Here is a 25,554-nt window from a genome sequence, read left to right on the forward strand (position 1 = left end):
CAGCCGGGGTCGTCAATGCGCCGAAGTGTTCGGGAGGGGCTGGTCGCCCTCAGTGCCGTGGGCGCCAGCGGGTGAACATGCACTGGTCAGCTCCTGCGCCGAGACGGAAGGGCAGGGCTACGCGGTCGAGGGGGAACGTCTCGCCGGGTGCGTGGACTGTGTAACCGCAGCGGATGTAGAAGGCGCCGAGGTCCCGGTGTGCCTCGTATGAGCCGTACAGCAGGAAGTAGCCGAGCTGCTGGTGGACTTGCCAGGCCCGCTTGAGCAGGGCGCCGGCGATGCCCTGCCCTCGGGCGTTCTCGGCAACAGCCAGGCCATGGATCTTGGCGATGAACAGGCTCAGAGCCAGGGCCTTCTCGGCGGTGTAGCCGTTGTTCATGGCCATGTCGATGACGGTTCCGGGGGCGGTGGCAGACAGCACGCCGACGGTGCGGTCCTGCTCGTCAGCGGCGACCAGCGTCAGGCAGACGGTGGTCATGGCCTCGTTCCTGGGCCGGGACGTGAAGGCGTGAGCGGCGGCGTCGTGGTACGCCTTCGGGCCGGCCAGTCCGGCGAGCATGGCGGAGGCGGCGGAGCCGTCCTCGATGGCGGCGCGCAGGACGGGGATGATCCTGACTCCGTCGCCGGTGGTGGCCATCAGCGCGTCGGCGGCGTCGAGGTCCTGGCCCTGGGCCAGACGGATGCGGGTCCCGGCCGGGCCCTGCCAGCCTGCGCGGACACGGCCGGCGGACAGGGGCGGTGCCTGCTTTGTCTTCTTCGCCGGGTGCTTGCCCATGAACGAGTCCCCCTGAGTGGTCGTGATGCCGTCAACGGCCGTGTTCTGGCCGCTTGTTAGGTCGATCTTGTCCCGGCGGGCGTCCGGCGTAGCGCCGATTTCCGGTCGGCCGGTCGGCGGGAATTGTGGCGTCATCCGTCGTTGGTGAACCGGATCTGGCCGAACCAGGCTCGGAAGGCGTAGACGGCCCCGCTCGTCAGGTGATTCCAGGGCGGGGCCGTCGGCGCTTCGGGTGGCTCTACCGCATCGCTGCGTACTCCTGCGGTGCCGTGCGGAGGATGTCAAGCATCTGGGCCTCGGTCAGCTTCCGGAAGGCCACCGCGGACGCGTTCGCGATCTTTCGGAACAGGACGTCGGCAGGGATCGGCGGCAGGTCAGCGAAGAGAGGGTGATGGTCTGATCCGGCGCCTTCGCTGAACTCGCGGTGCAGCAGCCACACCGCCTCAGCGAACATGGGGTAACTGGTCTCGTGCTTGCTCCACAGGCAGCGCAGCGCGTCGCCGCCGAAGTCCCGGTTGATGAATCCCCAGACGTACGCCATCTCGGCCGTCTTATCCGGGAACTTGTCGTCGTTCAGATACCGGACCCAGTCGTTCAGGATGTCCCAGCGCAGCGCGCTGACGATCACCCCGGTCGGTGCCTCACTCAGCCGTAAGTCGGTGGCGAACTCATCATTGAAGGTCATCTGGCGACGGTAGCGAGAAGCAGCGCCGGCCCGCCACGGCGCCCGCTCGCCACCATGATCGGAGTCGCGTGACGCGGAATCCCTGGCTGGCCACCGGGACGTCAGGCAGCGTTTCCGGGCCTCGCAGCCGCGTCAGGCAGGTTCGTGAGCGCCACCAGGCCCCTCGAAATCGACGCCGACGGCGACGAGGGCGGCGCGTACGCGGCCGATGTCGGCGAGCATGGCAGCGTCGGGGCCGCTGCGGCCGGAGGCGGAACGGGGAAAGCCGCCGGGCAGGGACGGCGGCGACAGAGCTTGTCGAACATTTCTCCGATCATGCCGGGGTGTCCGCGCTCGGGCCACCGTGCGAGGTGCTGACCTGGTGTGATGGTGCCCACTGATGGACTGGCGGGCGGCCGGCACCAGCGCCGGTCCGCATCTGCCAGGATGGGGGGATGGCGGGAGAGACAAAGACGCACGACGAACGGCTCCGGGACCTGGAGGCGTCGGCGTTCCGAACGGGGCGCACCCTGGCCGAGCACGGCGAGCAGCTCGGAGAGATCCGCGAGCAGCAGACCACGGCGTTCGGGAACATCGACTCACTCGCCAACGCCATCGGCGCGCCGGGAGATCGCACGATCACGCAACGGTTGGATGGCCTCGATCAACGGCTGGAGGGTATGGAGCGCGTTCTGTTCGCTCTGGCCCGGGCCCAGGGCATTGACCCCGACACTCTGGCGTGAGCAGGCCAGGGCCTCCGTCTCCAGTCGAGATCAGCGGGCAGTAGCCATGGCGTGCCTCCGCTGGTGGACGGCGCGTCGCCGGTCATCTCTCCCTTGCTTGGCCCAGTCCGTATGGCGGCTCCGGTGTCACGCCGGCTGAACTCCACCTGAATCCCCAGGCGCATTCTGGCTCTGCCGGAACGGCTGCGGTCCCGAGCAGGAGCGCTTGACGGTCCAGCGGCCCTATCGTCTCGGCCATGGATTCAGAGCAGTTGAAAAGTTCATCTCAAAGGTGGATGAATGCGGCGCTGGCAGCCTTTGTCGAGGGGACTGAAAGCTACGACTTCGCCGTTCACCACGCCGGCGTCGCTACAGAGCATCTGCTCAAGGCCTACCTCGCTGGAATCCACCCGGCTCTGATCGTCGACGGCCGGCACTTCGACTCGTTGCTCCATGCCACGGGCCTGGGCTCCCACGCGGCTCCTCTGACCAAGGTCAAGACCATCGGCCTCGCTGAAGCCCATGAGCGGGTGCTGAGGCTCCTTCCCAGGAAGATCCCGATCGACAAGAAGGCCCTCGAGCCCCTGGCGGACGCCCGCAATGGGGTTGCCCACAGCGCGATACACGACGCCGCACAAGCTGAAGCGGTATTCACGGTCTGCTTGCGCCTCGTCGACCCGGTTCTCGAAGAACTGAAAGTCGATCCGAACGGCTACTGGGGCCCCTACCGGGTCCTGCACGACAAGCTGGTCGATGAGCAGGTGCGACAAGAGCGCGTCGCGGCGGAAGCTCTGCTCGTCAAGGCACGCTCACTGTTTGAACAGCGCTTCGGGCATATGTCCCGCAAAGAGCGTGATGTGGTTTTGGCCGCAATCACCAGTCAGCCGCTGATCACCATGAGCCGGGAAGCACCGAAAAAGTGCCCGGCCTGCGGTTCTCAGGGGTGGGTGGCCGGTCTAGTGAACGTCCAGGGCATCGCCGGCCAGGAAGGGGTCTACCTCGTCCCTTACGGATTCCACTGCGCGGCATGCGACCTCGAAGTGAGCAGCAAGCTTCTCTTTCACCTCGGCGACCTGGACGAGGACGTTCTCTTGGACGACGACCCCTACGACTACGTCGGGGACGGACCGCCGGTTGACGAAGACGTCTACAGAGGCCGATGAGCCAGCTCTCCTCGGACGCCCGCTCCATCTGCCTCGACCGTCCTCGAGTAATCGAAACCACGACGTGGGACACCACGAGCGGCATCAACTGCCGTGCTGCGTGGGCAAGATGAGCGCATGACCTTCGACTGGAAGATTCCCCCGTGGCAGCGGAACGAGGACTGCACGCACATGGCCGTGATGCTCACCAGCGCCGGTGGTGGGCAAGTCGCCCTCACCACGGAAAGCGTCCGCGGTGACAACGCCACCGAGGCCCTCGCCGACCTGCTCATGGGTCCAGGCGGCGCAGGCGGCGCGGTGCTGCTGCCCAGCCTCATCGCCGTGGTGGTCCGGCGCGGCATCGATGTCATGTGGATGGCCCAGCCGCCCATCCAAGTGGCGGCAGCAGGCGACGGTGAGTGGAACATCGCCGTCGAAGGCGCGGAACAGAACGACGTCACCGCGTTCTCCGCGAAGGACACACGCAACCTCCTCGCCCGGCTGCAGGCTGCCTACAGCGCCGGGTAGACCGGTCGCCTCAGAGACGTCCTCAGGCTCGCGTCCGCGATTCGCGGGCGCGAGCCCGTTCCATGAGCCTCACAGGCCCCGAGCCGTTGATCACCTTGGACAGAGCGTGAGCAGCCGGCTGGCCGGAAATTTGACGACTGCCGGGCGGCGGCAGGCTGCGACCGGATGCGCTGGCACACGATCGGCTTCCCCTGATGGACGATGGGTCCTGCTATGAGGGACCACACTGAAGCCGTGACCGTGCACCATGCCACCGCTTCCCGCTGGGCTCATGTGGCCGAGCGTCTGCCCGCTCGCCTCGAGGAGCTGTCCGGTCCCGCGACCGGGACGGTTGAGCTGCCGTTGCATCTGGCTTGGTCGGGGCTGAGGCGCTTCGAGGTCAGTGACGAGAAGCTGCTGCTGGGCCTGTACCGCATCGTGCTCACGAACGGTCTACGCGAGGACCTCACCGGCTACCTCAACGCCGATCTGCTCGTGAGGCACTGGCCACGCCTGCGGATCGCCCTGGGCAAGCCGGTGCGCACCTGCTGGGAGCAGCGTTTCCCAGAGCTGGTGGCGGCCGCCGCTGCGGCATGAGACTTCCAGACGGCCTCGGGCTGCGCCTTGCGGAGCCGTACACCGAGGACGAGGACGGCGGCTGAACCGGCTGTTACTGAGTGCCGTGCAGGCGCTGTTGGCGGGCGGTGACGAGGGCGCGCCAGCGGGTACGGACGGTGAGTTCATCGTCGAGCCAGCGTATGGCGGGCCCGGCGGGCTGGGGCAGGTCTCCCATGGCGGCTGCGATGTGGCGGTAGTAGGCGAAGTCACCGTTCGCGGTCGCCTCGTGCAGACGGTCGAGGGTGGCCGCCAGGTCGTCCTGTGCGCCGCGTACAGCGTGGTGGAAGGCGAGGGCGGTTTCCAGGAGCGGGGTGAGCCAGGCGAGGCCGGCGACGGTGATCTCGGTGCGCAGCACGGTGGCGCGGTCGGTGACGTCGCGGTCGGTGCCGGCGTCGCGTACGAGGCCGACGAGGTGGGCGAGGAGGGTGGTGGCGCGCTGGTCGAGGTGGGCCAGGAGCTGGTGGGCGAGGGCGAGCTCGTCGTCGGCACGGGCCGGGTCGGCGAAGGCGGTGACCAGGGCGATGTGGGTCTGGGCGATGGCCCGCTCGCCCGGGGCGTCGTGCTGTTCGGCTTCGGTCCGTGCGGCTTCGAAGGCGGCGGTGGCGCGGTCGATGTCGCCGTGGGGCCACCGGATGTGGCCGAGGACGCGGTGGTGGCGGCCTTTCCAGCCCAGGGTGGGGACGGCGGCGAGGGCGGTGGGGAAGTCGCCGCGGATGCGGGCGAGGTTGGCCAGGCCGCGGCGGGCGCGTACGGCGAGCCGGCCGTCGGCGTCGGCGACCTGGCGCATGCCGTCCGCGGCGGCGTCGGTGCGGCCGAGGTCCTTGTGGGCTTTGGCCCGGTAGTACAGGGCGAGTTCGGCAAGTTCGCCGGACAGCAGGCCGGTGCTCAGGACGGCGGTGAGGCGCTCAGCGGTGCGTTCGCGGTGTTCGTGCTGGCGGCGGCCGATGGCGACGAGGAGTTCGGCCAGAGCGTCGGCGGGCGTGTCCGGACCCGTATCCGGGCCGGTGCCGGACGCGGAGACCAGAGCGTGGGTGGGCGGGGCGAGGGGTTCCCACACGGAGTCGTCGGTGTAGGCGAAGGCGGCGTCGGTGAGCCAGCTGAGGTCGTCCAGACGGTGGTCGCGGGCCAGGCGCAGGCCCTGGCGCAGGCACGCGACGAGGAGGGTCCGGCCGGGGACGTCGGCGCGGCCGTCCTGCCTCTGCTGGCCGAGGGCGGTGAGAGCGCGTTCGGCGGCCCGGTGCCAGTCGGCGGAGGTCCAGCGGTCCTCGGTGTGGTCGTCGGCGGTGCGTAGTGCGGTGCGGATGGCGCCGTGGAGGTGGTAGGGCCAGATCGCGTAGGGGTCTTCGGTGATCATGGGCCGTTCGATGAGTCTGCGGGCCGCGGCTTGGTGGGTGAGGCCTGCGGCGTGGGTGGCCAGGTCCAGGTCGAAGGCATCGAGCAGGCTGGCGCTGCGTAGGACGTGGCGCTCGTCGGCGGTGAGGTCGGAGAGGGTGCGGGCGATGAGCGCGGGGAAGGTGTGGTCGAAGTCGGCCGGGGTGGGGGTGCGGCCGGTGCGGCGGATCTCCAGGAAGCGGGCGACGGCCAGGTCGAGGTGGAGCGGCAGGCCGTGCGAGCGCTGGGTGATGACGGCGCGGATGTCAGGGCTGATCAGCGGCTGGCCGTCCTGGGTGAGGCGGTGGGCGAGGTAGGTGTCGCAGTCCTGTTCGGAGAAGTCCCCGATCAGGTGCTGGCGGGCGCCGCCCTGTCCGGCGGCGCGTGCCGGCTGCCCCGCTTGGGGGGTCAGGCCGGGCCAGGCGGCGGGGCCGGTGTAGTCGAGCTGGCCCTGGAGGGCAGTATCGGCCCACTGCAGACGGTTGCGGCCGCTGATGACGAAGAAGCAGTTCGGCATGAGCCACACGAGGCGTTGCAGGAGCCGTTCGGTGTCGCGGTGGCGGTCGCTGGTGTCCTCGAAGGTGTCCAGCAGGAGGACCGGCACGGCCGCCTTCTTTGCGGGCAGGCGGCTGATCTCCCACGCCAGCAGGTGCGGGTAGAAGGAGAGTGCTTCCAGGTCGGGTTCGGCCTCGAGCAGGGCGGCGGTGCGGGCGCAGCCGGCGAGGGCCTGCGCGCGTTCGCGGCGCTCTCGCAGGGCCTGTACGAGCGCAGTGGTGACCTGCCCGGCCGCCGAGCCCACCAGGCCGGGCAGTTGCAGGGCGCCGATGGCCTCGCTGACCGCGGCCTGCAGTTGCCCGGGCAGCATCTGTCCGAACTTCCCCACCAGGCCGGTGCGCCGGACGTACTCCTCCAGCGGCTCACCGGGGTGCTGGGCATCCCAGTAGCGGCGCAGTGCGAGGTCGAAGCTGGGCAGAGGGCGGCCGACGGTGGCAGCCAGGGCCAGACGGATCGTCAGCACGACGCGCTCGAAGTCCGAACCGGTCGATGCCGAGCGGGCCAGGTCGATGCGGATGGGCAGGATCTTCTCGCCCGCCCAGGCGGGGGCACCCCAGTGCACGGGACGCTGGTCCGCTGCGGTGAGCGAGGATTCGAGTTTGCGCAGCAGGGTCGACTTGCCGACGCCGCCCACCCCGTGAAACACGATCACGTTGTTGCGAGGGGCTTCGAGGTCCTCAACGTTGAAGGCCGGAGCGGCGATGTGCCGCAGGTGCTCCTCGATGGCGGTGGCGACGAGATCCCACTGGTCTTGGCGGTTGGTGAACGCCTCGTTGCTGCCCACGGGGTCATTGGAGCTGAACAGCGCACGAAGGTCGGTCATGTGGTGTGTCCCCCCGAAGTGATCACCTGCGGTCCCAATTTATGCTGCGGACGGTGGCCGGCGGCAGCGCCGGCGGGATATGCAGGCTGAGAGGAGCCGGTGATGGACTGGTTCCCGCCCACGCCGGACAATGATCTTTTCGCCGTCCGGTTCTCAACGCGCCTCGAGGTGGTTCTCCGTGCACGACCCCGCATCGTCCTCCCCAGAACCGCCACGTTCACCATCGTCGGGACCGGCTTGGGACCCGGACGGCGGCGACGCCGGGTATGAGATGGCGCACGAGATCGTGGGGAACGTCATCGCCTGGTACAGCCGGCAGCTCCTCCTCGCGCGGCGCTCCGGGGACGAGCAGCGCCTGGAGGAACTGAAGGCGCGGCGTCAGGAGTGCGTGGAGGACCAGAACCGGCTGAGGACGGCTGGGCCCGACGAGATCACGCGCATCGCCGCCGTCTATGCCGCACGCCTGAAGGAGTTGGAAGCCAGCGAGGCGCAGCCCGAGTCGTAGCTTCGGCGCCACCGTGCCTGTCCCGCCTGGGCAGCTGCCCGAACCGCGGGGTTAGAGTCTGCCGTCATGACCGCAGTCCCGTTCCCTTTCGCTGCCGCCCCGGACGGGTGGCGAGTGGCGATCAAATGCCCCGACGACGGCGTGATTCTGGTGATGCCAATCGTCGGCTGGGCCACCCCCGTCGACGGCATGCGACGAACCGATGCCCAACTGGCCGTCGAGCCCGTCATCCTCTTCGACAACGTGGACGAGCCGCTGATCACCACTCTCGCCGACACGCTCAACGATTGGACCGACGGCGAAACACTGCACCAGATCATCGCGCCAGGCTTCGAAGTCCGCGAAGTGCCAGACGGCTGGTCAGTGCGCGAATACGGGGACTGACCACGCGAACGCCCGCCCCGGGGTGAGGGCGGGCGCTGGACGGCGGGCGGCGTCAGTGAAGTCCGCGCCGGTGAGCTTCCCGACGGATCCACTCCGCTTGTCGGCCGACCCGCTCCGCCCGCTCACGTGCCTCACCGACCAGATGATCCGGAATCGACCTTGGTTTGCCGTCCGGCTCCAGCAGCAGATCCGCTTTGTGGGTCAGAGGCAGCATGTCCGCACTGGCGTAGCAGTCCGTCCAGCCGATGCTGTGGCCTGACGGTGGGCATACCCGGTCAGCGTGAGCGGTAGCCAGTAGATGGTGGGCGGGCTCGCCGCCGAGATCCGTCTCGTGCGGTTCTGGCAGAAGGCGAGCGATGAACTTCGCGGCGTTGACGCGGCCTATGGGCACGAGTCCTCCTGGACTCTTCAGCGGTCGCACCCCGACCGCCCAGGCCCCGCGCCTACCGATCAAGCTACAGCATGCCACTGGCGGGCATGGGGAGCGCGGCCACGGGAGCCTGCGCGTCGAGCTGATGCGGCTGCAGGGCTGGAGGCATTAACGGGCCTGCCAGGCGTCCGATCGCGATGAGTTCATCGCGGTACTGCGGCATCGCGGAACGCAACCAGCGCTGGGCGGCACAGAACCGCGCGGCTTCCTCAGTGGTGTAAGGGCGGGACTGCTCCGCAGCCAGGGCCCAGGCGGCGGCAGGACGCCGTGCCCACCGTCCCTGGGTGATGTGTTCGTTTCGGTAGAGGACGTGGGCGTCCCGCCGCATCACCGTGACCGAGTCGACCACGGACAGCTGCTCAGCAGCCGCCACCACCTCGGGGAGGACGGCGAAGTGAGTGTCGTGCCCGGCGGCGGTGGTGAACCGTGCGGGTACGCCTCGCTGGCTCACCGTGGCGTAGCGGACGGCCGTGCCCTGCCGGGAATCGGCTGCGCGCACGGCCAGGACCAGCAGCTCCACCCGGTATCCGGCCTGACGGTACAGGGACGCGCTGGTGATGAAGGCGGCGGCGTTTTCCGGGGTGATCTCGATGACCACGTCCCCGCGCCGCTCCCGCACGTACGCTTCGGCCTGAGCCTGCCACGCCCGGTAGTCGGCGCGGATCCGCGCGGAGGCCGTGCGCGGCTCCTCACGCAAGAGCTGCAGGTAGTCCGGGTGGGAGAATTTGAAGTCGTCACCCGTGATGTGGGCTGGGCCGTCGCGCAGGGTGCGCCGGACCATCTGAGCGGCCCGGGTCTTGCCGGCGCCGGGCTGACCCATCACGTACACCGCGACGGGTCTGTCCTGCGGTGTGATCCGTCCCAGCAGCGGAACGATCAACTCGTCGAAGATCCAGCGGTGTTCCTCTGCGGAGAGCCGGTGGTAGTCGACCCCGGGAGGCTCCCGGCGCGGCTGGGCGGTGCGTCGGACCGGCTCGGCCAGGGCAGCGGCGCGTTCGGCGTCGCGGCGGACCGCCAGCGTCCAGTCCTCCGGCAGTCGGGGATCGGTCAGGCGCCGGTCGGCGTCGGCGAGCTGACGGCGGAATCGGCCCGTCTCCCTGGCGTCCCACGGACGGCTGCGCTCAGCGAGCACCGCGCGTGCCGCGCCTGCCGGGCGGCACCATTGCCCGGACGCAAGTTCGTTGTCGTACACGGCCTCCAGCGCCGTCTCCGTGGAGCGCCGGACGACGAAAACCCGGTCCGCCAGGTGCCCGGCCTCCACCATGCCGAGGGTCTCGACCAGGGCGGCAGCGCACTGGTCGTGATTGTCCCAGGAGACGTACCTGGCCCGACCCTCCTCGGCGAGGCGCAGGTACCGGTCCAAAATGCCGAGCTGGCTGACCGCCTCGGGCACGGCAAGGGCCACCAGCTCGACGCGGTAGCCAGCCTGCCGGTATGCGGCCATCCCGGCCAGGAACTCTTGGGGGTGGGCCAAAGGCGCCTCCACCACCGCGTCATACCGGCTGGCTCGCACCCGAGCCTCCACTTCGGCCTGCCACTGGTAGGTCTCCGCCCGCACCCGCACCCCAGCGGTCCGTACGTCCTCGCTGAGCAGGGCTGCGTAGTGGGGGTGGATGTTCTTGTAGGCGTCGCGGTCCACCCGCACCGCACCGCCTCGCCGCTCCAGCGCGGCGTGCACCAGGTCGACGACCAGCGTCTTGCCGCTGCCTGCCTGCCCGGCGACGAACACCACCACCGGGCGCACCGGTTCCGGCTGCGGCACTGCGCCGCCCAGGACGCTGGGCAGGACGGTTCCGGTCAGGACCTCCTCGGACCAATCACCGGCCGGCACTGCGACACCAGACGCCGCCGGGCCCGTGCCCGGCGGCTGTGCCAGCGGCGACGCGGGACGGGGGCGGTGCGGCGCACTCACGTACTCCTCCACGAACGAACGGGTGAAAAGCGGTGTAGGGGAGCCCCGGCTCCGGCCTAGGCCGGAGCCGTCGATGAGTCCTGCTGCAGCTGCTGGCGCAGCGCATCGAGGGTGCGGCCGTCCGCGGTCCGCCACAACACCCACCCGTTCGACGCCGTGCCGGTAACAGCTGAGGCCGCCTTCGACGGCGAGGTGTACGCCACCGCCTGCCCTTCGACGATCAGCCGCCCGTCAGCGGTCACCGTCGCCACGGCCTCCCGGCCCGCCCGCCGCTGCTGGAAGGACAGCGTGTCCCCGGCCTGCAGCAGCCCCTTCAACAGCAGCTCAGCCAGCGGGCCCTGCGGGGCCACGGCACGCCCGGGACCGGAGGCATCACCCTCTGGGGCCCCGTGGGGCGCGAGGTCGAGAGACAGGGTGATGTGAACGGTCTCTTCCGGCCCCGCGGCGGCCAAGCGGGCGATCAGGGACGAGTCGAAGTGCAGGCTCACGGTGGGCAACGCGGGTCTCCTCTGAACGACGCGACACGACCACTAACCACTCTACTGTAAAGCGCTCAGCAGTACTCCAGTCTAGAGCGGTGAGGAGAAGTCGCCAGGCCTGCAGCGCGCCGGCGCCTCCACCTACGGCGCCACCGTGGAACGCGTTGCCCCCAGTGACCCGCACGGTCTCGCGCGGCCCGTCCGCGAATGTGGCATCGGAGAGACCTGCTCCTGGGGCACCGGCGCGTACGCCTGTGTGCACGTCACGGCCGCCGGCACCCGGCCCGCACCGCCGCGAGTCCGAAGGTTGTGCCCTAGACCGGCGAGACGCGCAGGAGCCGGTGGGTGCCTGCCTGGCAAGCAGGCACCCACCGGTAGTTCGTCATGGGTGGGCCTAAATCGCCCTACCGGGCGGGTTCTTCTGCTGGCCGCTGATTAGCCGGGCGTTCGGTCGTGGCCGACTCCGGGGAGGAACTGGGAGCAGGCGGAACGCAGTTCGCTGAGCAGAACCGTGGCGGAACACCCGGGTCCCAGCCGTAGGCGTTGAGGCGGCCGCCGCAGGTCACGCAGGCGCCGAAGACCTTCCCAAGGCGCCGTGCTTCGGCACGCGCCACGTTGTGCAGGCGAAGACGCTCCCGTTCGATCGCGTGCTGCATGGCCAGTGTCTCCTCTTCGCTCCAGAACATGTCATCGAGCGCATCGGGGGCTACGAAGAGGGAATCGAGCAGAGCCTTGCTGACGCGCTCATAGGTGCCGTTTGCGGTGGCGGCCTTGATGAGGAGGTCTGCTTCCGCGCTGCCTTCGAGACGGTCTACGTCACGGCCGGCGTCCGGCTTGAAGCTGTGCGCCCATTCCTCGGTCATGGAGACCAGAGCGTCGCCGCTGCAGTCCGGGAGGTGGCTGGAACAGTGGAGGAAGGCCCAGCCGGGCTGGTCGTTCCGGCAGGCGGATGTCTGGCACAGCTCCCTGACCATGTCCTGCGTGAGGATGAGCTGGAAGCGGCGGTTGCCGCAGACGACGACTGCCTCTTCCAGAGGACTCATGGACTCCAGCGTGAGACGTGCGGAGCGTCCCTCTTGCGCTAGTGAGCCCGCGAGTTCCAGAACGGTGCCGTAAGGCACGGCACCGCCGAGCAGCCGGGAGTGGAACACCTCCGGCGCGAGTTCGGAGTCGTAGCCCCAGTCGACGTCTGCCGGGGCAGCGGTGGCGCACTCGGTCAGCAGCTGGGAGAGCAGGAAGCCGTTTGGCTCCCGGTCGGTCGCGGCAGCCATCTCGCGGGCGGCCTGGGTGTAGCGGCGGCCTGTTTGAACCTGCGTCTCGCGGATCGCGGCCTTGCGCTTCTTGTCCCTCGTCATGACAGTCCTTCCGCAGCATGCCCACGCCCATGCCGCAGCAGGAGTCATCACGTTCAAGGGGAGATTGCTGCGCGAGTCTGAGACCCTTGTCCGCTTGCCGGGCGCGTGGGTGCGGTTCCGGCCGGGAATCTGACATGGCCTGGCATGCGCGTGCCGCACCATCGGCGGCAGCGTAGCGCATACGACGCACGAAGGAGCAGCCAACGCCCGGGGCCCAAACGGCTCCTCGCCCACACCCTGCACCCGCTGCCCGGACATCGTTGGACGTCGCTACCCGTTCGATGGAGCAGGAATCACCCAGTTGACGCAACGCGGGCGTCATGGTCCACGGTCGGACCTACAAGTACTTGGGGCAGAGGCTGGCTGTGGGCTATGCACCCCGGGGAACGAACAGGCCGCGGCCGGGCAGGAATTGGGTGCCTTCCGGAATGTGGGTACGGGAGACCAGGCCGGAGACCATCGGTTCGGGATAGCCGGGGATCATGCGCAGCCGGACGTTGCCTTCCAGCGGCTTGAAGGAATGGATCATCCCGGTGTGGGCGGGCTGGGCGATCAGCGGCCCGGGAGTGTGGATGACGAGCTGGGCGCCGTGGGCGTACCCGAGGCGGGCGTAGAACTCGGTCAGATCCGGCCTGTGGTCCAGGGTGATGAGCCCGTAGCCCTGGCGGGAGAGGTAACGCTCGGCTTCGGCGATGAGGGCGCGGGCGATGCCCTGTCCGCGGTAGGGCTCGTCGACGGCGACGCCGTGAACGGTGCCGAGCCGGTTGATCAGGGCGGCTTGGTTGTGCTCGCCGGTGACGCCCGGATGGTTGACGATCCAGTCCGGCGGCGAGGCGGTCAGCGCGCCGGCGACGGCACCGTCCTGGTGCTGAGCGACCAGGAGAAGGGCGCGGCCGTGGGAGAGGGGGCCCTGGGGGCCTCGTAACAGGACGGTGCGCGAGCTCTCGAAGGGTGCGGGGTCGTCGGGATCGGCGAGGGCGAGTATGCGCATCATGACGTCCTCGTCCGAGAAGCGGGCCGAGCGGACACGGAACGGCTTCTGCCGGGCGAGGGGTTTCTTCTTCCGCTTGGCCACCGGGGCCTCCTCCAGGACGTGTGCAGCGGTGCCCGCGAATCCTGCGGGGCGCTGATGTTGCTACCCAGGTCTCACCGGGGGCGATGCGGCCGCTGGCCGCACGGATAGCTGATCGGCTGGGGCGGAAGGCCCGCAGGGGAGTCCGGTTGGACGGGGGCGGGCTGCGCGTTTCCGGCCAGAGAGCACAGGCCCGGGAAAGAGGAACGGGTAGCGGGCCGACATGTCGCAGACCAGCGGCGTGGTGCCTCTGCACAGCCTTCTTCCCCGCGCCGTGGCATCCGGTGCGGTGCGGCAACTTCCCGCCAATCCCGCCTACTTAGTTTAGCTGTAGATACGAAAGCGGTACGCTGTAGATATCTACAGCGCTACAGCGGGAAAGGACACAACACACCTCGTGTACAAGCTGCGCCCTCTGGCCAACGGCCTGCGAACCGACCACCCCGTCCCCGACCTGCCGTTCGTCGACGACTCCCACATCCCCCTCGACGACCCCCGCGAGCTCGAAGCCGTCGGCCGTAAGCGCGGCGAGGGCATGTGGGGCCGCTACGACCTCGAACGCACCGCTGGCGGATGGCGCGCCTACACCACCGACTCCCAGCGGCACGAGTTCGCCTGGTGCGTGCGCTACCACCCCGACCACGGCCGGACAGTCCTGCTCGTGCGTGACGAGGACGCCAACGAACTGCACGCCGAATGGCACGGCGGCCCGCTGCTGTTCCGGGCGGGCGGCTACTGGTGGAACGGCGCCACCTGGTTCCGGCCGGGCCAGATCTGGGACGCGGCGGATGAGGACTTCGTCCGTTCCCCGGTCCCGGCCGCGATCGCTGTCACCGCCGACCAGCTCCTGGACGACACCGCCGCCCCGGACGCCGGCCGCCTTCTCAAGGTCACCTCCTTCGACCCGGACGCACCGCTCGCCGGACGGTGGAGCGACCACCTCGCCCTGTGGGCGAAGCGCCGCGCGAACCGCGACGGCGACTTCCCTCTCAGCCAGTGCGTGGTCCAGCTCTCCGCTCCCGAACTGGCAGCCGACCAGCTGCTGGGCGTCACCGAGTTCGCGGGCCTGGCCGGCATCGCCGCTTCCACCCTGCGCTCGTACGCCTCCCGCGGCGAAGGCAACGTTCCCCTGCCGCAGGCCACGGTCAGCGGACGCAGTGCCTGGTCCCGCCCGGTCGCCCAGGACTGGGTCACCCAGCGCAGCCGGGAGAACGTCGCGGCCGCGGTGGCCGGGCCCGACCCCGAAGCCCTTCCCGCCGGCGTGAGCGACCTGCGGGAACGCCTCACCGCCAAGTTCCAGGCCCTGCTGTGGGGCCGCCCGCAGACCCGTAAGCGCTGGGTGCTGCGCCACCGCAACGAGCCGGACGTGCGGGAGGTCTCCGACGAACTCGCCCTGCACGTCGCCACCCGCCTGGACGACATCATCCCCACCGACCACCTGGCCGCCACCATCCGTCACGCCGTCCTCGACGAACTGACTGAACAGCACGGCTGGGACAGCGACGAAGGCGACGACCGCACGCACTTCTACGCCCTGACCACCCCCGTCGCCAAGACCCTGGACTGGCTCATCCGCCACCACCCCGACTACGGCCAGTACGCCATCGGCGACATCGTCCGCGAGGCCCAGAGCCGTCTCGACATCCCCCGCGACGCCGTCGCCGACACGCTGCTGCGGTCCCTGTCGATGGACGGCAAGCTCGACAGCGCCAGCCTCACTGCGTACCTCGACCTGGCACTGCCCCCGGAGAAGACCGGCTGACGCGGCAGTCTCAACAAACGGCGGCTGCCCGTACGAACGTCGTGCCCGCCAGCCCGCACAGCGAGCCATCACCCACAACCGACAAGGAGAACCCCGTGCTTGACCGGTTCGCCATCGACGACGGACGGCACCTGCCGAAGATCGTCATCGACGAGGACGCATCCATCGCCGCCGGTGAGGCCCAGTACCGTGCCGACTGCTCCTGCGGCCGGATGCCTCCCCACCCGGCAGGCGCCCGGGACCAGGCCCTCGCCGACCACATCGCCCACGTCAACACCCGCCTCGGCCCCTCCAAAGGCCCCGACTGGCTCCCCCTCGGAGCCCGCCTCGCCCTGCTCTTCCTGGGCTGCATGGCGCTGTGCGCCGGGGCCTTCGTCGGCTCCCTCGAACTGGCCGACGCCATGCACCTGACCGGCTCCGGCGCCGCCGGCGCACGGGTCGGCGGTGTCCTGACCGGATTCGCCGCCGCCGGATGCCTCATGGTCGCTGTCCGGCACTACATCGCACCCACCCGCGTCTGATACCGCACGACGCAACGGACGGCGCCCGAAGCCATCGGAAGTGGCTTCGGGCGCCACTCCGACTCTAGTGACACCCTCCCACTCAGCGCGGAATTGATTTCAAGGAGCAAGCGGCAACTTGCTCCGCGCCAACTCGCTTGCCTCCCCCGGGGAGGCCGAAGGGGGACACCATGCCCTGGTACCTGTGGATGCTGCTCGGCGCCGTGGTCTACGTCGGACTCAGCTACTACCTCACCGAATCGCTCGTCGCGCTCAAGCCCAAGCCCCCGGAGACCTGCTCCTGGTGCTCCAGCGCCTCCGGGCACACGGTCACCGGCCACTCGTACGCGACCTGCCGCGGCCCCGTCCATGCCCGCCTCGCCGAAGAGCGCCGTCGCGCCGACCAGAAGTTTAGGCAGGACCGCCGAGCCGAGAATGCCCAGCAGCGGGCCGCGGCGACGGATCTCGAACGGGCCCGGCAGGCGGGCCGGTTGCGGATGCTCCAGATCGGCACCATCACCACCCGGACCGGCCCGCGCGGCAACGAGATCCACGTCAAGGGGTGGGGCTTCGACTCCCTCTCCGGTCCCTACAGCGGTCCCAGCAACGGCACCACGCAGTCGTACAGCAGTACCGGCGCACCCGAGAAGACGTGCGGCTGGACCATCCAGGAGCTCCACGCCGTGGCCCACGGCGGGGCCTGCCAGTGCGACGTCGTACGCCTCGCCCAGTACGCCCAACGGTGAAAGAGCGTGGCGTACTTGGCGCCGACCGCTCCGCTGGGGGTGCCGCCGGCCGGCGGCACCCCCAGCTCGGCTCACGCAGTCCGGGAGAGCGGCTCGCTCGACAGACGGTGCTTGCGGACCTGCCGGATGATGAACGGCCGCAACAGGGTGTTGCCCGGGCGGGTGTACACGTAACGGCGCGCAGCGCAGATCTGGAGCGTGTTCAGCTCGTCGACCTCGGCGCGGGAAGCCGACAGGTACGCGGGGTTCGGCCCGATGGACAGCACATACCCGGGGCTGATCGGCAACAGGACCGAGTGCGCGTCGCCGATGGCCATGTTGTACGAGACCATCGGGCCGTCGCGGCGCATCGTCAGGGCCGGGGTGTCGCCGATGAGGAACTCGCCCTGCTCCGGGCGCAGGATCTGCACGGCGTGGCCGGCCAGAAGACTGCGGGCCTTCGCGAACGAGGCCTCGATACGGACCCGGAACAGCGCGCCGCTCTCGTACGCGTCGGCCATGGGCGCCAGGACGCGTTCGGCGTGCAGGGCCAGGCCCTCGCGGCCGGTGACGAGCAGGCCGGTCTTCTCACGCGCGGCCAACTGCAGCACGACCTGGTCCTCGTCGAGGAACCGGCGGAAGCGTTCTTGGTAGAAGGCACGGAAGATGGCTTGGTGCAGGTCGCGGTAGTGCTGCGAGCGCACCCAGTGCAGGGCGATCACGTCCCGCAGCAGGTCGACCGTGTCGGGCTCGTCCAGGGCCGTGCCCGCGGCGACCGAGGCGAAGACCTCGGGCAGGTGCTGCTCGACCTGCTTCCACACGTGCTCGATGGAGGCGGAGGCGTACGGGACGAAGTCCTCGATCCAGCCGACCCCGCGCGGGGTGCGGGCCTTGCACGGGCGCTGCGGATTGCGCAGGTCGTGCGGCTGGACGTGGAGGCCGGCGGTGTGCCGGATGGGCGTAGCGAACTGGGCGAGCAGCACCTGGGAGATGAGGTGCTGGCGCTTGACCGGTGCGTCGGTCTCGGAGGCGAGTTCGGTGATGCGGGTCATGTCATCGCGTCCCGCAGACGGCAGTTGTGCAACCACAGCTCAATGATCCCAGGGTGCTCCGTGTTCCCGCCTGCCCTTTTGCGGTGCTGCCCGAGGCGGGCGCCAGGCCGGGGGAGGGGCTTGACGCCGACCAATAGGAGCGTATAATTGATTTTAAGGATCAAGCGGCAACTTGTTCCGCAGGGCACCACACCAACTCAATTCGCCTCCCTCAAAGGGGATCGCATGAGCACGAACGGAACGGCCGGCCCCGAACAGTCAGCCCCGGCCAACCCCCTCGCTCCCGGAGACCTGATCTTCGTCTACAACGGCCCGGGCCTCGTCACCCGCCTGGAAGGGTGGGCCCTGAGCCTCATCGAGATGATGTTCGGTGACGGCCCCGACGCCACCATCCGGCGCAAGGTCGCCGTCTACCGCAATGCCGACGGCAGCCTCGACATCAGCGCCCGCGTCTCGCGCCTCGCCGCCGTGGAATCGGCCTGGCACCTCGTCAACCCGGCCGGTGACATCGTCAACGGAGGCCCTCGTGGCCGCCACGGCGAGAAGCCGTCCCAGACCGCCGAAGAGCTCGAAGCGGAGCGTGACTCCGGGAAGTACAAGTCCCACGAGGGATCGGTCCCCGTCTACGGCATCCCCAGCACCGCGCAGCGCTCGCCGTCCGCCGACACCGAGTGGGTGCGCGAGGTCCGAACGGAGGCCACCTTCCGTGCGGCGCGCGGCGGAATGTACCGCTGGTACGAGCCGGACGCCGCCCCCGCCGACCAGCCCGCCGCCGTGACGGACACGCCCGGTCCCGTGGCCGACGGCCCGTACGCGAAGGCCCTCGCGGCCGCCAGGAAGGCCGGCGCCCGCCACGCCGACGACGCCGGACTGATGGCGCTCTTCTGCGCGAACACCCTGCAGCACCTGGTCGGCGCCGTCTCGCCCCAACTGGTCTGGGAGGGAGCACAGCGCCGCAGCCTGTCCACCACCGACCTGCGGGACCTGTGCGCCAAGGACGTCATGGCCGTCTCCGACCTCCAGTGGACGACCGGCTGACGCCTCACGCGTCCGCACACTCCCCGGACTGAACTCACCAGCTCCGTCAGCACTTCCGAGCACGAACCCCTTCGCCCCGGCCACCCGGCCGGGGCGGACCCCAGGCTTCTGCGAGGCGATTGCGATGACCACCCCGACCACCACTACATCTCCGGCCACGGCCCGTCCCACCACCGCGGTGACGCCCTTGATCCTCGCGCACACCCGGCGTGCCGCCAGCCCGGACTACTGCCTGCCGGCCTGGTACGACGAGCACCACGCCCGCCAGTTCGCGACCGAGTTCCTCAGCCGTGCCGAGGTCGCGGCCACGATCCGCCGCTACTTGGAGGTCAAGCGGGCCAGCGAACCCCTGCGGCACATCCCCGGCAACGAGTTGACCCGCGAGCAGTGGCAGGCCATGTGGGACGCGGATGACGAGCTGGGCGACCTCTACCGGCGCCTCGACCGTGCCTGCGCCCTCATCTACCTGCCGGACGGCTACCGGCCCCAGCACCTGGACCACCTGGCCGAAGCCTACCGGGCCGGCAGGATCCTGCCGGATCCTCGCCAGCCCGCGCCGATGCCGGGCGACCTGCTCGTCGAGCACCACAACAGCCTGGGCTCCTCCCTCAAGCCGCTGTCGCGGATCCGGGCAGGCGAGCGCATCGAGGCCACGGTGACGATCGCCGCGGTGAGGCGCTTCGCCGGGCACGTACGTCTGCTGCTGGAGAGCGACGACGGCGAGACCGCGCACGCCCGGGTGTCCGCCAGCCGCTTCACCGCGGCCGAGCAATCCCTCGGCCGTCAGCTCAAGGTCGGCGACCAGGTGCTGGTGCGCGGCTACGTCGAGCAGGAGCCCGCTCTGCGCCCCGGCGTCCGCAGCGTCGACGTCTGCTCGATCCGGGCAGCGGCATGAGCCGGGCCATCTCCCTGGTGCCCTCCGCCGCGCGCCACGCGCGGACGGTGGAGGACACCAGGTCCACCCGCTACCTCGGAATGGCGGGGGAGGTGCAGGCGCTGTTGGCCCGGTGGCGCGACGCCGGCCGCAGGCGCCGTAGCGAAGTCCGCGCCTGGCAGAGCGCGAGGACGCTCGAGGACGTGGCGGTCCTGACGGCCCAGTGGCTGCGCGGCCTGCTGCTCTTCCACCCCAACGGCCATCGCGGCGGCCCGGATCCGGAGACCCTGCCGTTGGCAGACGTGCTCGCGGCCGCCAACGGCGTCGGGATCCTCACCAACCAGTCCCAGCCCGGCGAACTCGCCGCATTCCACGGGCGGCCCTGGCGGCAGCGGGCGTTCGTCACCGCGTTCGTCGCGGACCCCTCGCTTGCCCGGGCCCTGTGCTCGCGGGCCGCCGGGGCCGGACTGGTCGTACGGGTGTACCGGCCCGGAAGCCGCATCGACGAGAACGGGAAGCGGGACGCGGTCGACGTCACCGTGTGGGGCTCCCGCGTCAACACCGGGATAGGGGACTGGGTGTCGCCGCGCGCGGTGCGGCGGATCCTGCCCGGCTGCGACCGCCAGGCCGTACGCGAGGTCGCCGCGGCGTGGCAGGTCACGCTCATTGACCCGGAGTGGGGGCGCCAACACGGTGCTGTGGCCGCTCCTCAGCCGGTCCACGGACGCGTTGCGCCCGGATGCGCCAAGTTGCCGCGCAAATCGGCCAGTTGTCCCTCAGCACCTATCGCGGGTCAAAAATGGCCCGGTACATTTTTGACCCATGGAAGAGCGATCCCCTAAAGAGGCGGCCCTGGCCGCGCTGCGCACCTGGCGCGACTTCACGAACGACCGGGACCCGCTGGTCACCGCCGCTGCCCGGGCTGGCGCGTCACAGGCCGAAATCATCGAGGCGAGCGGCCTGGCCAAGGGGACCGTCCGGACGATCCTCAACTCCCCTCCGGAGGACACGAACGTGACCACCACGACCACCGACCCGCTCGCCGGCCTGCACCACTCGCACCTGGTGCGGGTGGACCGCGAAGGCTCCGACCGGAAGTTAGTCTTCAGGCCGTTCACTGGCGAGGAGCCGGAACCGGAGAGCGGCGACAACATCTACGCCGCCCACCGCACGACCCTCGGTCCCGAGCTTGCCCAGGAGCTGACGGACGAGTACCGCGAGGCTCACAGGAAGTGGCAGATCGCGCGCTTCAAGACCGCGCTGCGCCCCCTCGCCAAGGAAGCGACGCCGCTGTGGAACGCCTACGTGACGGCCAAGGCCGCCATGGAGGAGACGTTCGCAGCGTTCGACACCACGCCGGACAACCGGTGGAAGTCGCAGACCCTGAAGCTGTCCCGTGCCCACGACGCCGCCTGGGAAGCGGCGGTGAACTGGGACAACCACGCCGAGCGCATGGCCGCACTGGCCGATGAGCACCTCGCCGGCGTCTGCGTCACCTCCGCCCTCATCCAGGAGGCCGCCGCCGAAGCCGGCGTCGACTCCACGAACTGGGTGATCGAGTACTCCGCCGAGGTGTACCGCAGCAGTTCCATGGCCGGCGTCCACGACGGCGTGCGCCGCCTGATCGACCGCCACAAGAAGGAGCTGAAGGCCGGCGGGATGCTCCGCACGGACTGACCCGGCCCACGCTTGCAGCCGACCGACCCCATCGCAAAGAGATAGAGAGGACGACCAGATGACGCACGAGGGCATGAAGGTGCCGGAGGTCACGGTGGCCCGCTACGCGGCACCGCGAGTCCACGCCTTACCGGTGACCGAAGTGATCACGGCCCAGCCGCTCGACGGCCGGCGCCCGGGGCACTACCAGCAGGTGCTGCTGGACACCCACACCGGTGAGCTGCGCTTCCACGAGATCCCGGAGCAGTGGGAGCCGTGGAACCCGGCCTGGAAGACGATCAGCGACGTACCGCGCGAGACGTACAAGCGGTGGCACCCCGGAACGTTCTTCTCCGGCGTCGGACCGCACCAGTGGTTCGAGCCGGTGCCCGAGACGCTGTCCTGGACCATCGACTCCGGGGTGGCGGAGCTCCCGTACCTCGACGTCGACGCCGCCAACGCGCTGCTTCAGGAGCTGACGCCGACCGCGCAGGCCCTGCTGGACGGCCTGTTCGACGCCGGCGGCGACCTCGACTGGTCCGCCGACTCCGGCCACGCCGGCCGCAACATCACGCGCCTGTGCAAGCGGCACCGGAAGGCCGCCGGGCCCGAGGCGGACGCCGACCTGGTCGACTACGACACGATCGTGGCCCGCTTCCCGCAGGTCTACCGGCCGAACCTGCTGCGCCGGCCGCTGGACGAACTCGCCAAGGACTGCGAGTCGATCACCCGGTACCTCGGGAGCAACGAGCACTGGCACCCGGAGGTCAACGAGGCCTTCGGCGTCCCGTACCGCGACGGGAGCGGCAAGGGCCACGACGTCCTGGGCGTCCGAGCCTGGTATCGGAGCGTCCTCATGGCCGGTGACCCCCGCCCGCTCAAGGAGTTCCCGGACTGGGACGCCGAGCACGGCCGCCTGGCTGCCGGTGACATCACGTCCACCTCCACCGACGCCGAACTCGACCGCTGGGCCGACCGCGAGGAGGAGAACGCCGCACGACAGGGGTGGCGCCTGCTGGGAGTACGGGAGGCCGCCGCCGCTCACCGGGAGCAGCTGCGCAACCGAGGCTGGGACCGGCTGGCGGTCGTAGGCGCCGACATCGCCGAGTTGGAGAACTCGACGGACGCCGTGGACAAGAAGCTGGAGACGACCCGCCAGGAGCGCCTGCATCTGGTCACGGCCGCGATCGGCTGGGGCCGCAGTGACAGCGAGATCGCCACCCGCGCCAGGGTGCCCCGTCGGGCGGTGCACGAACTCCGCGACACCGAGGCCGCAGCCCAGCAGAAGTAGAGCGTGCCCGGGACTGCCGTTAACAGCCCCGGACACTGGATCATCGTCCCATCCGGAGCCCCGCCTCGTGCGGGGCTCCGGCCGTTGACCGGTTTGTTCTCGCGAGCCGGGAACAACGCGGCAGTTGCCGAAGGCTCGTCGCAGCGTGCCGTCCTCAAGTACTCGGCAGGGTGCGGTTCAGTCGCTTCCCGAGTCGTACGACTCGGGCACGTAGTCGTCGAACGACGGCTCGTCGGGCGCATCAAGCTGGGCGTACCGTCGCGCTCGCGTCGTCACGTCCCGCAGGTTGACCAGGCCGAACGCGGCCTCGGTAAAGCCGGCATCGAACCCGAGGAAGAGTTCCTTGCCGGGCAGCTCGTCGATGGACCACTTCTTCCTCTTGTTCTTCGGATCGAGCGGGCCCCTCTGTGCGACGAGGTCAGTGAAGGATGCCTCGTCGAGGTGCTCGATGGTGTTGCGCAGCATCCTCAGTTGATCGTCCGATTGCTCGCTGCCGCCGGTGATCTGCTGGTGGGCCCGCGACCAGCGCTCCATCTGGTAGGCCGACATGACGAGCCGGTAGCCCCGGACCCAGACGTCCTCGAGCACCCGCGCGAGATCATCCTCAGTGGGTGACCATTCCTCGCCGTAGTCGATCGCCCGGTCCGTCCAAACGGCTTTGCTCGCGGCCTGGTAGTAGCTGTGCGCGTCACGCTGGACGGATCGCGCCCACAGGGCCAGCATCCGTACCACGACGCAGTCGCGTGCATCCGCGACGTCGGCCGGTGGTTCGAGCGAGGAGGGCCCCTCAGCGTCGGGCGGCCCGGGCAGCAGCACACCGTGTCCGTCAGGCGGAATACGGACGGGTCGGCGCGCGTCCGGCCTCCAACCCGTCGGCGGTGTCCAGTCGTCGGACGGTGGCGGCCACCCATCCGGTGGCGGCCACGAGGGGGGAGCTATGTAGGCCATCCGTACATCATCGGCTCACCTTCGCCCGAGGAGACCGTGTGTGCCAGACGTCGCGCCGGCCGGAATCTGCAAGGCCTGCGGGACGTGTCGGGTCAGGCGTTCGCCGCGGCGACAGCCGCGCGGAACTCCTGCGTCATCAGGGCGACCGAGCCGCGCTGGACCGGCGCCTCGCCCGGCTCACCCCACACCCTGGCCAGCGCGGCACTCATACGCTTCTCCATCGCCGCGTCGACTATCGGCCGGTACTCCTCGGGAACGTCCCGGGTGTCCTGGACGGCGACAGTCGTGCCGAAGCGAGTCCCGATCATCCCGACCGTGGTGACCTTCCAGCCGAGCTGACGGGCTGCCTTGCGCATCGCGGCCCTGATCAGTTCCACCCCGCCCAGACCGACGGCCTCCTCATCGTCCAGATTCACCTGGTACGAGCCTCCGTAGCCGCCGGCGCCCTCGGGACAGGCACGGCGCAGCAACGGGACGAGGGCCTCGGCCATGGCGGTGCAGCGAGGGTCCTTCGCGTAGGAAGCCATCTCGGCATCGTAGAACCGCGTCGGCGTCCCAGGCAGTCGTACGAGGGGACGGCTCGCTCCAAGAGGTGACTCGCCGAGCAGCGGCTCAGGCGCTGCCGTCAGGCGGGTTCCAGGAGGTCGACCACGGAGAGCCCGGTTTCCCCGTTGACGAGCCGCAGGGCTACTTCGGCCCGCGCCGCGAGGTCGAGCGGGACGAGGTCTTCGGCATAAGCGGCGTGCACGATGCGGTCCAGGCCCGCACCGACCAGCGGTGCAGCGGTACGCAGCGAGGCCTCCAGAGCAACGCCCTGGGTGGCACCGCCGTGCAAGATGATGTTCCTGGTGCGGTACAGCCTGCGCAGCGCGATACGGAAGGCGCCAGTGACGTCGCCCAGCACCGGGCGGGGGTCGTGGACCAGGTCGGCCATGCGCTGGGCCGCGGGCCGGTCGCTGTACTTCGTGGCAGCCCGAGTGAAGTCCAGAGCGGAGGCGCCGCCCGCGAGCAACGCGTCCGCGACAAGACGGGCACGCTCCTGGTTCGTGCTGCAAGCCGCGATACTCCGGCCGAGATCGTCCTGGGAGCGGGGCTTGTGCCGGTGCGCGAGGGCAGTGAGCTCGGCCCGGGGCCACGAGCAGGCGATGATGGCCGCCATGCGGTCAGCCGCCACGGCTTTCCCGGACCGCTCGTTCTCCCCCTTGGGGTCGTCCGGGTGCGTCAGCAGAGACTCGACGGCAGCCCAGGCACCGGCGACGGCCGGGGCCATCGGGCCGCGGTTGACCGCGGCCGCGAGCTCCAGGGCGTCGTCGATCCGGCTGCGGGTTCCGGCGACCTGGTAGAGGTGCCCCTCGTTGACCAGCGTCAGGACGTCAGCGCCCCGCGCCGGGGGATCGAGCGGGATAGCCCGCGGGTGCCCGGCGACCCAGATATAGGGGAGGGGCTCCACCCCTCCACGGTCCTTGCGCAAGAAGAGAGAGCGAGCGGTCATCCGCTCCACCATCTGCCGGGCCTGCTCGGCCGCGCTGAAGGCGTCCAGCGCCGTGAACCGGTAGACGAAGCCGCCTCCGGGCCGGACGCCCGCGGTGTCATGGCCATGCTCGCGCAGCCAGGCGACGACCTTGCCCTTGTCGTACCAATGCTCCAGCGGCTCGGCGAGATCCCGCCGCGGCACCTTCTCCAGCGCCACCAGCACCTCGTACGCGCGGGCCGGCGTCCGCGCGAGCGCGGCGGCACTGTCCGCTATATCCGCCGTCGTGGCGCGCGCATCGTAGAGATCTTTCGCCCAGGTCTTGAGGTGACTGGCGCTGTAGCCCAGGTCGAGAAGGTGAGAGGCCACCGTGCGGGAGAACCTCTCCGGTTTGACACGATCCTCAACCGGGACGTTGACCGCCGCCGCCCACCGCTCCAGATATCCGCCCCGGACCCGCCCGATGATCTCCTTGAGGCGGCGGCGCTCAGGACTGGGATCCGGCAGCGCGTTCTTCAGCAGACCGGTGAGCTCCCTTCGCAGGTCCCGGTCTCCGAGGCCCCGATCGGGGCCGATCAGAGCGTTGAGCTGGATGCGCTGCCAGTCGCACGCGGCCTGCGAGAGCACCCCGTGGGCCTGCCAGTAGCCGGCCTCCAACAGTTCCTCAAGGGCCAGCACCGAACCTATGTCCCACAGGCGGCGCGCCCACGGCGTGCCTTCGTCGGTGAAGAAATCCGACATGCGAGCCAGGACGTGCCGGGCGTAGGGATCAGACGCGGGAGCGGAGGCCATCGCAGCACCTTAGCCGAGGGGATCTTGTACCACGCGCGAGGCGACGATCACGTGGTACGATCCTTGCAGACTTAAAGGGGCACCCGCCGTCTAACGGCCGCTGCCCCTTTCTTCTTGCCCGAACGCGGCCG

At 69.8% G+C, this 25,554-nt stretch carries 25 protein-coding genes; 14 read left to right on the forward strand and 11 right to left on the reverse strand.

All coding sequences use genetic code 11. From position 1 onward, the window contains the following. Positions 1 to 49: 49 nt before the first annotated feature. A complete protein-coding gene (locus tag ACFY30_RS34080; protein WP_390849006.1) occupies positions 50 to 775 on the reverse strand; it encodes a GNAT family N-acetyltransferase in 726 nt (241 codons plus the stop codon). Positions 776 to 1,013: 238 nt separating this feature from the next. Beyond that, positions 1,014 to 1,460 carry a hypothetical protein gene (locus ACFY30_RS34085; RefSeq protein WP_159104261.1) on the reverse strand — a complete coding sequence of 149 codons (447 nt, stop codon included), beginning with the start codon at positions 1,458 to 1,460 and terminating at the stop codon, positions 1,014 to 1,016. A gap of 434 nt (positions 1,461 to 1,894) precedes the next feature. Here ACFY30_RS34085 and ACFY30_RS34090 point away from each other — a divergent pair, with 434 nt between their 5' ends. From ACFY30_RS34090 to ACFY30_RS34105, 4 genes are all read left to right on the forward strand, one after another. Further along, positions 1,895 to 2,182 carry a hypothetical protein gene (locus ACFY30_RS34090; protein WP_058928871.1) on the forward strand — a complete coding sequence of 96 codons (288 nt, stop codon included), beginning with the start codon at positions 1,895 to 1,897 and terminating at the stop codon, positions 2,180 to 2,182. 236 nt (positions 2,183 to 2,418) lie between these two features. After that, the gene (locus ACFY30_RS34095) at positions 2,419 to 3,324 is read left to right on the forward strand and encodes a hypothetical protein (RefSeq protein ID WP_390849007.1); all 906 of its coding nucleotides are present in this window, start codon (positions 2,419 to 2,421) and stop codon (positions 3,322 to 3,324) included. Between the two features lie 117 nt (positions 3,325 to 3,441). Next, on the forward strand, positions 3,442 to 3,831 hold the full coding sequence (locus tag ACFY30_RS34100) for a hypothetical protein (RefSeq protein WP_390849008.1): 390 nt from the start codon (positions 3,442 to 3,444) through the stop codon (positions 3,829 to 3,831). 234 nt (positions 3,832 to 4,065) lie between these two features. After that, positions 4,066 to 4,407, forward strand: a complete 342-nt coding sequence (locus ACFY30_RS34105) for a hypothetical protein (protein WP_390849009.1) — start codon at positions 4,066 to 4,068, stop codon at positions 4,405 to 4,407. 73 nt (positions 4,408 to 4,480) lie between these two features. Here the strand turns inward: ACFY30_RS34105 and ACFY30_RS34110 are convergent, their stop codons facing one another. After that, positions 4,481 to 7,177, reverse strand: a complete 2,697-nt coding sequence (locus tag ACFY30_RS34110) for an ATP/GTP-binding protein (protein ID WP_390849010.1) — start codon at positions 7,175 to 7,177, stop codon at positions 4,481 to 4,483. Positions 7,178 to 7,448: 271 nt separating this feature from the next. Between ACFY30_RS34110 and ACFY30_RS34115 the strand changes: the two genes are divergently transcribed. Continuing rightward, positions 7,449 to 7,682: a hypothetical protein gene (locus ACFY30_RS34115; protein ID WP_390849011.1), complete on the forward strand. Its 234-nt coding sequence runs from the start codon at positions 7,449 to 7,451 to the stop codon at positions 7,680 to 7,682. A 66-nt stretch (positions 7,683 to 7,748) separates the two neighbouring features. Further along, the gene (locus ACFY30_RS34120) at positions 7,749 to 8,066 is read left to right on the forward strand and encodes a hypothetical protein (RefSeq protein WP_390849012.1); all 318 of its coding nucleotides are present in this window, start codon (positions 7,749 to 7,751) and stop codon (positions 8,064 to 8,066) included. 455 nt (positions 8,067 to 8,521) lie between these two features. Here the strand turns inward: ACFY30_RS34120 and ACFY30_RS34125 are convergent, their stop codons facing one another. From ACFY30_RS34125 to ACFY30_RS34140, 4 genes are all read right to left on the reverse strand, one after another. Beyond that, positions 8,522 to 10,327 carry a zeta toxin family protein gene (locus ACFY30_RS34125; protein WP_390849013.1) on the reverse strand — a complete coding sequence of 602 codons (1,806 nt, stop codon included), beginning with the start codon at positions 10,325 to 10,327 and terminating at the stop codon, positions 8,522 to 8,524. 137 nt (positions 10,328 to 10,464) lie between these two features. After that, positions 10,465 to 10,896 (reverse strand): DUF4357 domain-containing protein, encoded by a 432-nt coding sequence (locus tag ACFY30_RS34130; protein WP_390849089.1) that lies wholly within the window; start codon positions 10,894 to 10,896, stop codon positions 10,465 to 10,467. A gap of 395 nt (positions 10,897 to 11,291) precedes the next feature. Beyond that, entirely contained in the window at positions 11,292 to 12,242 is a 951-nt protein-coding gene (locus ACFY30_RS34135) for a hypothetical protein (protein ID WP_390849014.1), read from the reverse strand. Positions 12,243 to 12,612: 370 nt separating this feature from the next. Further along, positions 12,613 to 13,317 (reverse strand): GNAT family N-acetyltransferase, encoded by a 705-nt coding sequence (locus ACFY30_RS34140; RefSeq protein ID WP_390849015.1) that lies wholly within the window; start codon positions 13,315 to 13,317, stop codon positions 12,613 to 12,615. 394 nt (positions 13,318 to 13,711) lie between these two features. On the opposite strand from ACFY30_RS34140, the gene ACFY30_RS34145 reads away from it, so the two are divergent. From ACFY30_RS34145 to ACFY30_RS34155, 3 genes are all read left to right on the forward strand, one after another. Continuing rightward, the gene (locus ACFY30_RS34145) at positions 13,712 to 15,076 is read left to right on the forward strand and encodes a hypothetical protein (protein ID WP_390849016.1); all 1,365 of its coding nucleotides are present in this window, start codon (positions 13,712 to 13,714) and stop codon (positions 15,074 to 15,076) included. Positions 15,077 to 15,171: 95 nt separating this feature from the next. Continuing rightward, positions 15,172 to 15,597, forward strand: a complete 426-nt coding sequence (locus ACFY30_RS34150; RefSeq protein WP_390849017.1) for a hypothetical protein — start codon at positions 15,172 to 15,174, stop codon at positions 15,595 to 15,597. Positions 15,598 to 15,767: 170 nt separating this feature from the next. After that, positions 15,768 to 16,322, forward strand: coding sequence for a hypothetical protein (locus tag ACFY30_RS34155; protein ID WP_390849018.1), 555 nt, complete (start codon positions 15,768 to 15,770; stop codon positions 16,320 to 16,322). A gap of 71 nt (positions 16,323 to 16,393) precedes the next feature. Here ACFY30_RS34155 and ACFY30_RS34160 read toward each other — a convergent pair whose 3' ends face one another. Next, positions 16,394 to 17,353: a DUF4238 domain-containing protein gene (locus tag ACFY30_RS34160; RefSeq protein ID WP_390849019.1), complete on the reverse strand. Its 960-nt coding sequence runs from the start codon at positions 17,351 to 17,353 to the stop codon at positions 16,394 to 16,396. 225 nt (positions 17,354 to 17,578) lie between these two features. On the opposite strand from ACFY30_RS34160, the gene ACFY30_RS34165 reads away from it, so the two are divergent. The 5 genes from ACFY30_RS34165 to ACFY30_RS34185 all read left to right on the forward strand — a co-directional run bounded on the left by ACFY30_RS34165 (position 17,579) and on the right by ACFY30_RS34185 (position 22,212). Next, entirely contained in the window at positions 17,579 to 18,391 is an 813-nt protein-coding gene (locus tag ACFY30_RS34165; RefSeq protein ID WP_390849020.1) for a hypothetical protein, read from the forward strand. A 124-nt stretch (positions 18,392 to 18,515) separates the two neighbouring features. Next, positions 18,516 to 19,286 carry a hypothetical protein gene (locus ACFY30_RS34170; protein ID WP_390849021.1) on the forward strand — a complete coding sequence of 257 codons (771 nt, stop codon included), beginning with the start codon at positions 18,516 to 18,518 and terminating at the stop codon, positions 19,284 to 19,286. Next, on the forward strand, positions 19,283 to 20,107 hold the full coding sequence (locus tag ACFY30_RS34175; protein ID WP_390849022.1) for a DUF6919 domain-containing protein: 825 nt from the start codon (positions 19,283 to 19,285) through the stop codon (positions 20,105 to 20,107). Before ACFY30_RS34170 ends, ACFY30_RS34175 begins: the two co-directional genes overlap by 4 nt. Continuing rightward, positions 20,088 to 20,942, forward strand: coding sequence for a hypothetical protein (locus tag ACFY30_RS34180; RefSeq protein ID WP_390849023.1), 855 nt, complete (start codon positions 20,088 to 20,090; stop codon positions 20,940 to 20,942). Before ACFY30_RS34175 ends, ACFY30_RS34180 begins: the two co-directional genes overlap by 20 nt. Before the next feature lie 58 nt (positions 20,943 to 21,000). After that, positions 21,001 to 22,212, forward strand: a complete 1,212-nt coding sequence (locus ACFY30_RS34185; protein WP_390849024.1) for a hypothetical protein — start codon at positions 21,001 to 21,003, stop codon at positions 22,210 to 22,212. Positions 22,213 to 22,389: 177 nt separating this feature from the next. On the opposite strand, the gene ACFY30_RS34190 is transcribed toward ACFY30_RS34185, so the two are convergent. The 3 genes from ACFY30_RS34190 to ACFY30_RS34200 form a co-directional block, all read right to left on the reverse strand. Further along, positions 22,390 to 23,028, reverse strand: a complete 639-nt coding sequence (locus ACFY30_RS34190) for a hypothetical protein (protein WP_390849025.1) — start codon at positions 23,026 to 23,028, stop codon at positions 22,390 to 22,392. 224 nt (positions 23,029 to 23,252) lie between these two features. Then, positions 23,253 to 23,687 carry a hypothetical protein gene (locus ACFY30_RS34195; protein WP_390849026.1) on the reverse strand — a complete coding sequence of 145 codons (435 nt, stop codon included), beginning with the start codon at positions 23,685 to 23,687 and terminating at the stop codon, positions 23,253 to 23,255. A 98-nt stretch (positions 23,688 to 23,785) separates the two neighbouring features. Continuing rightward, on the reverse strand, positions 23,786 to 25,423 hold the full coding sequence (locus ACFY30_RS34200) for an integrase (RefSeq protein ID WP_390849027.1): 1,638 nt from the start codon (positions 25,421 to 25,423) through the stop codon (positions 23,786 to 23,788). Positions 25,424 to 25,554: the final 131 nt, after the last annotated feature.

Origin of the sequence: Streptomyces sp. NPDC000345, from assembly GCF_042898825.1 — a bacterium.
Taxonomy (GTDB): Bacteria; Actinomycetota; Actinomycetes; order Streptomycetales; family Streptomycetaceae; genus Streptomyces.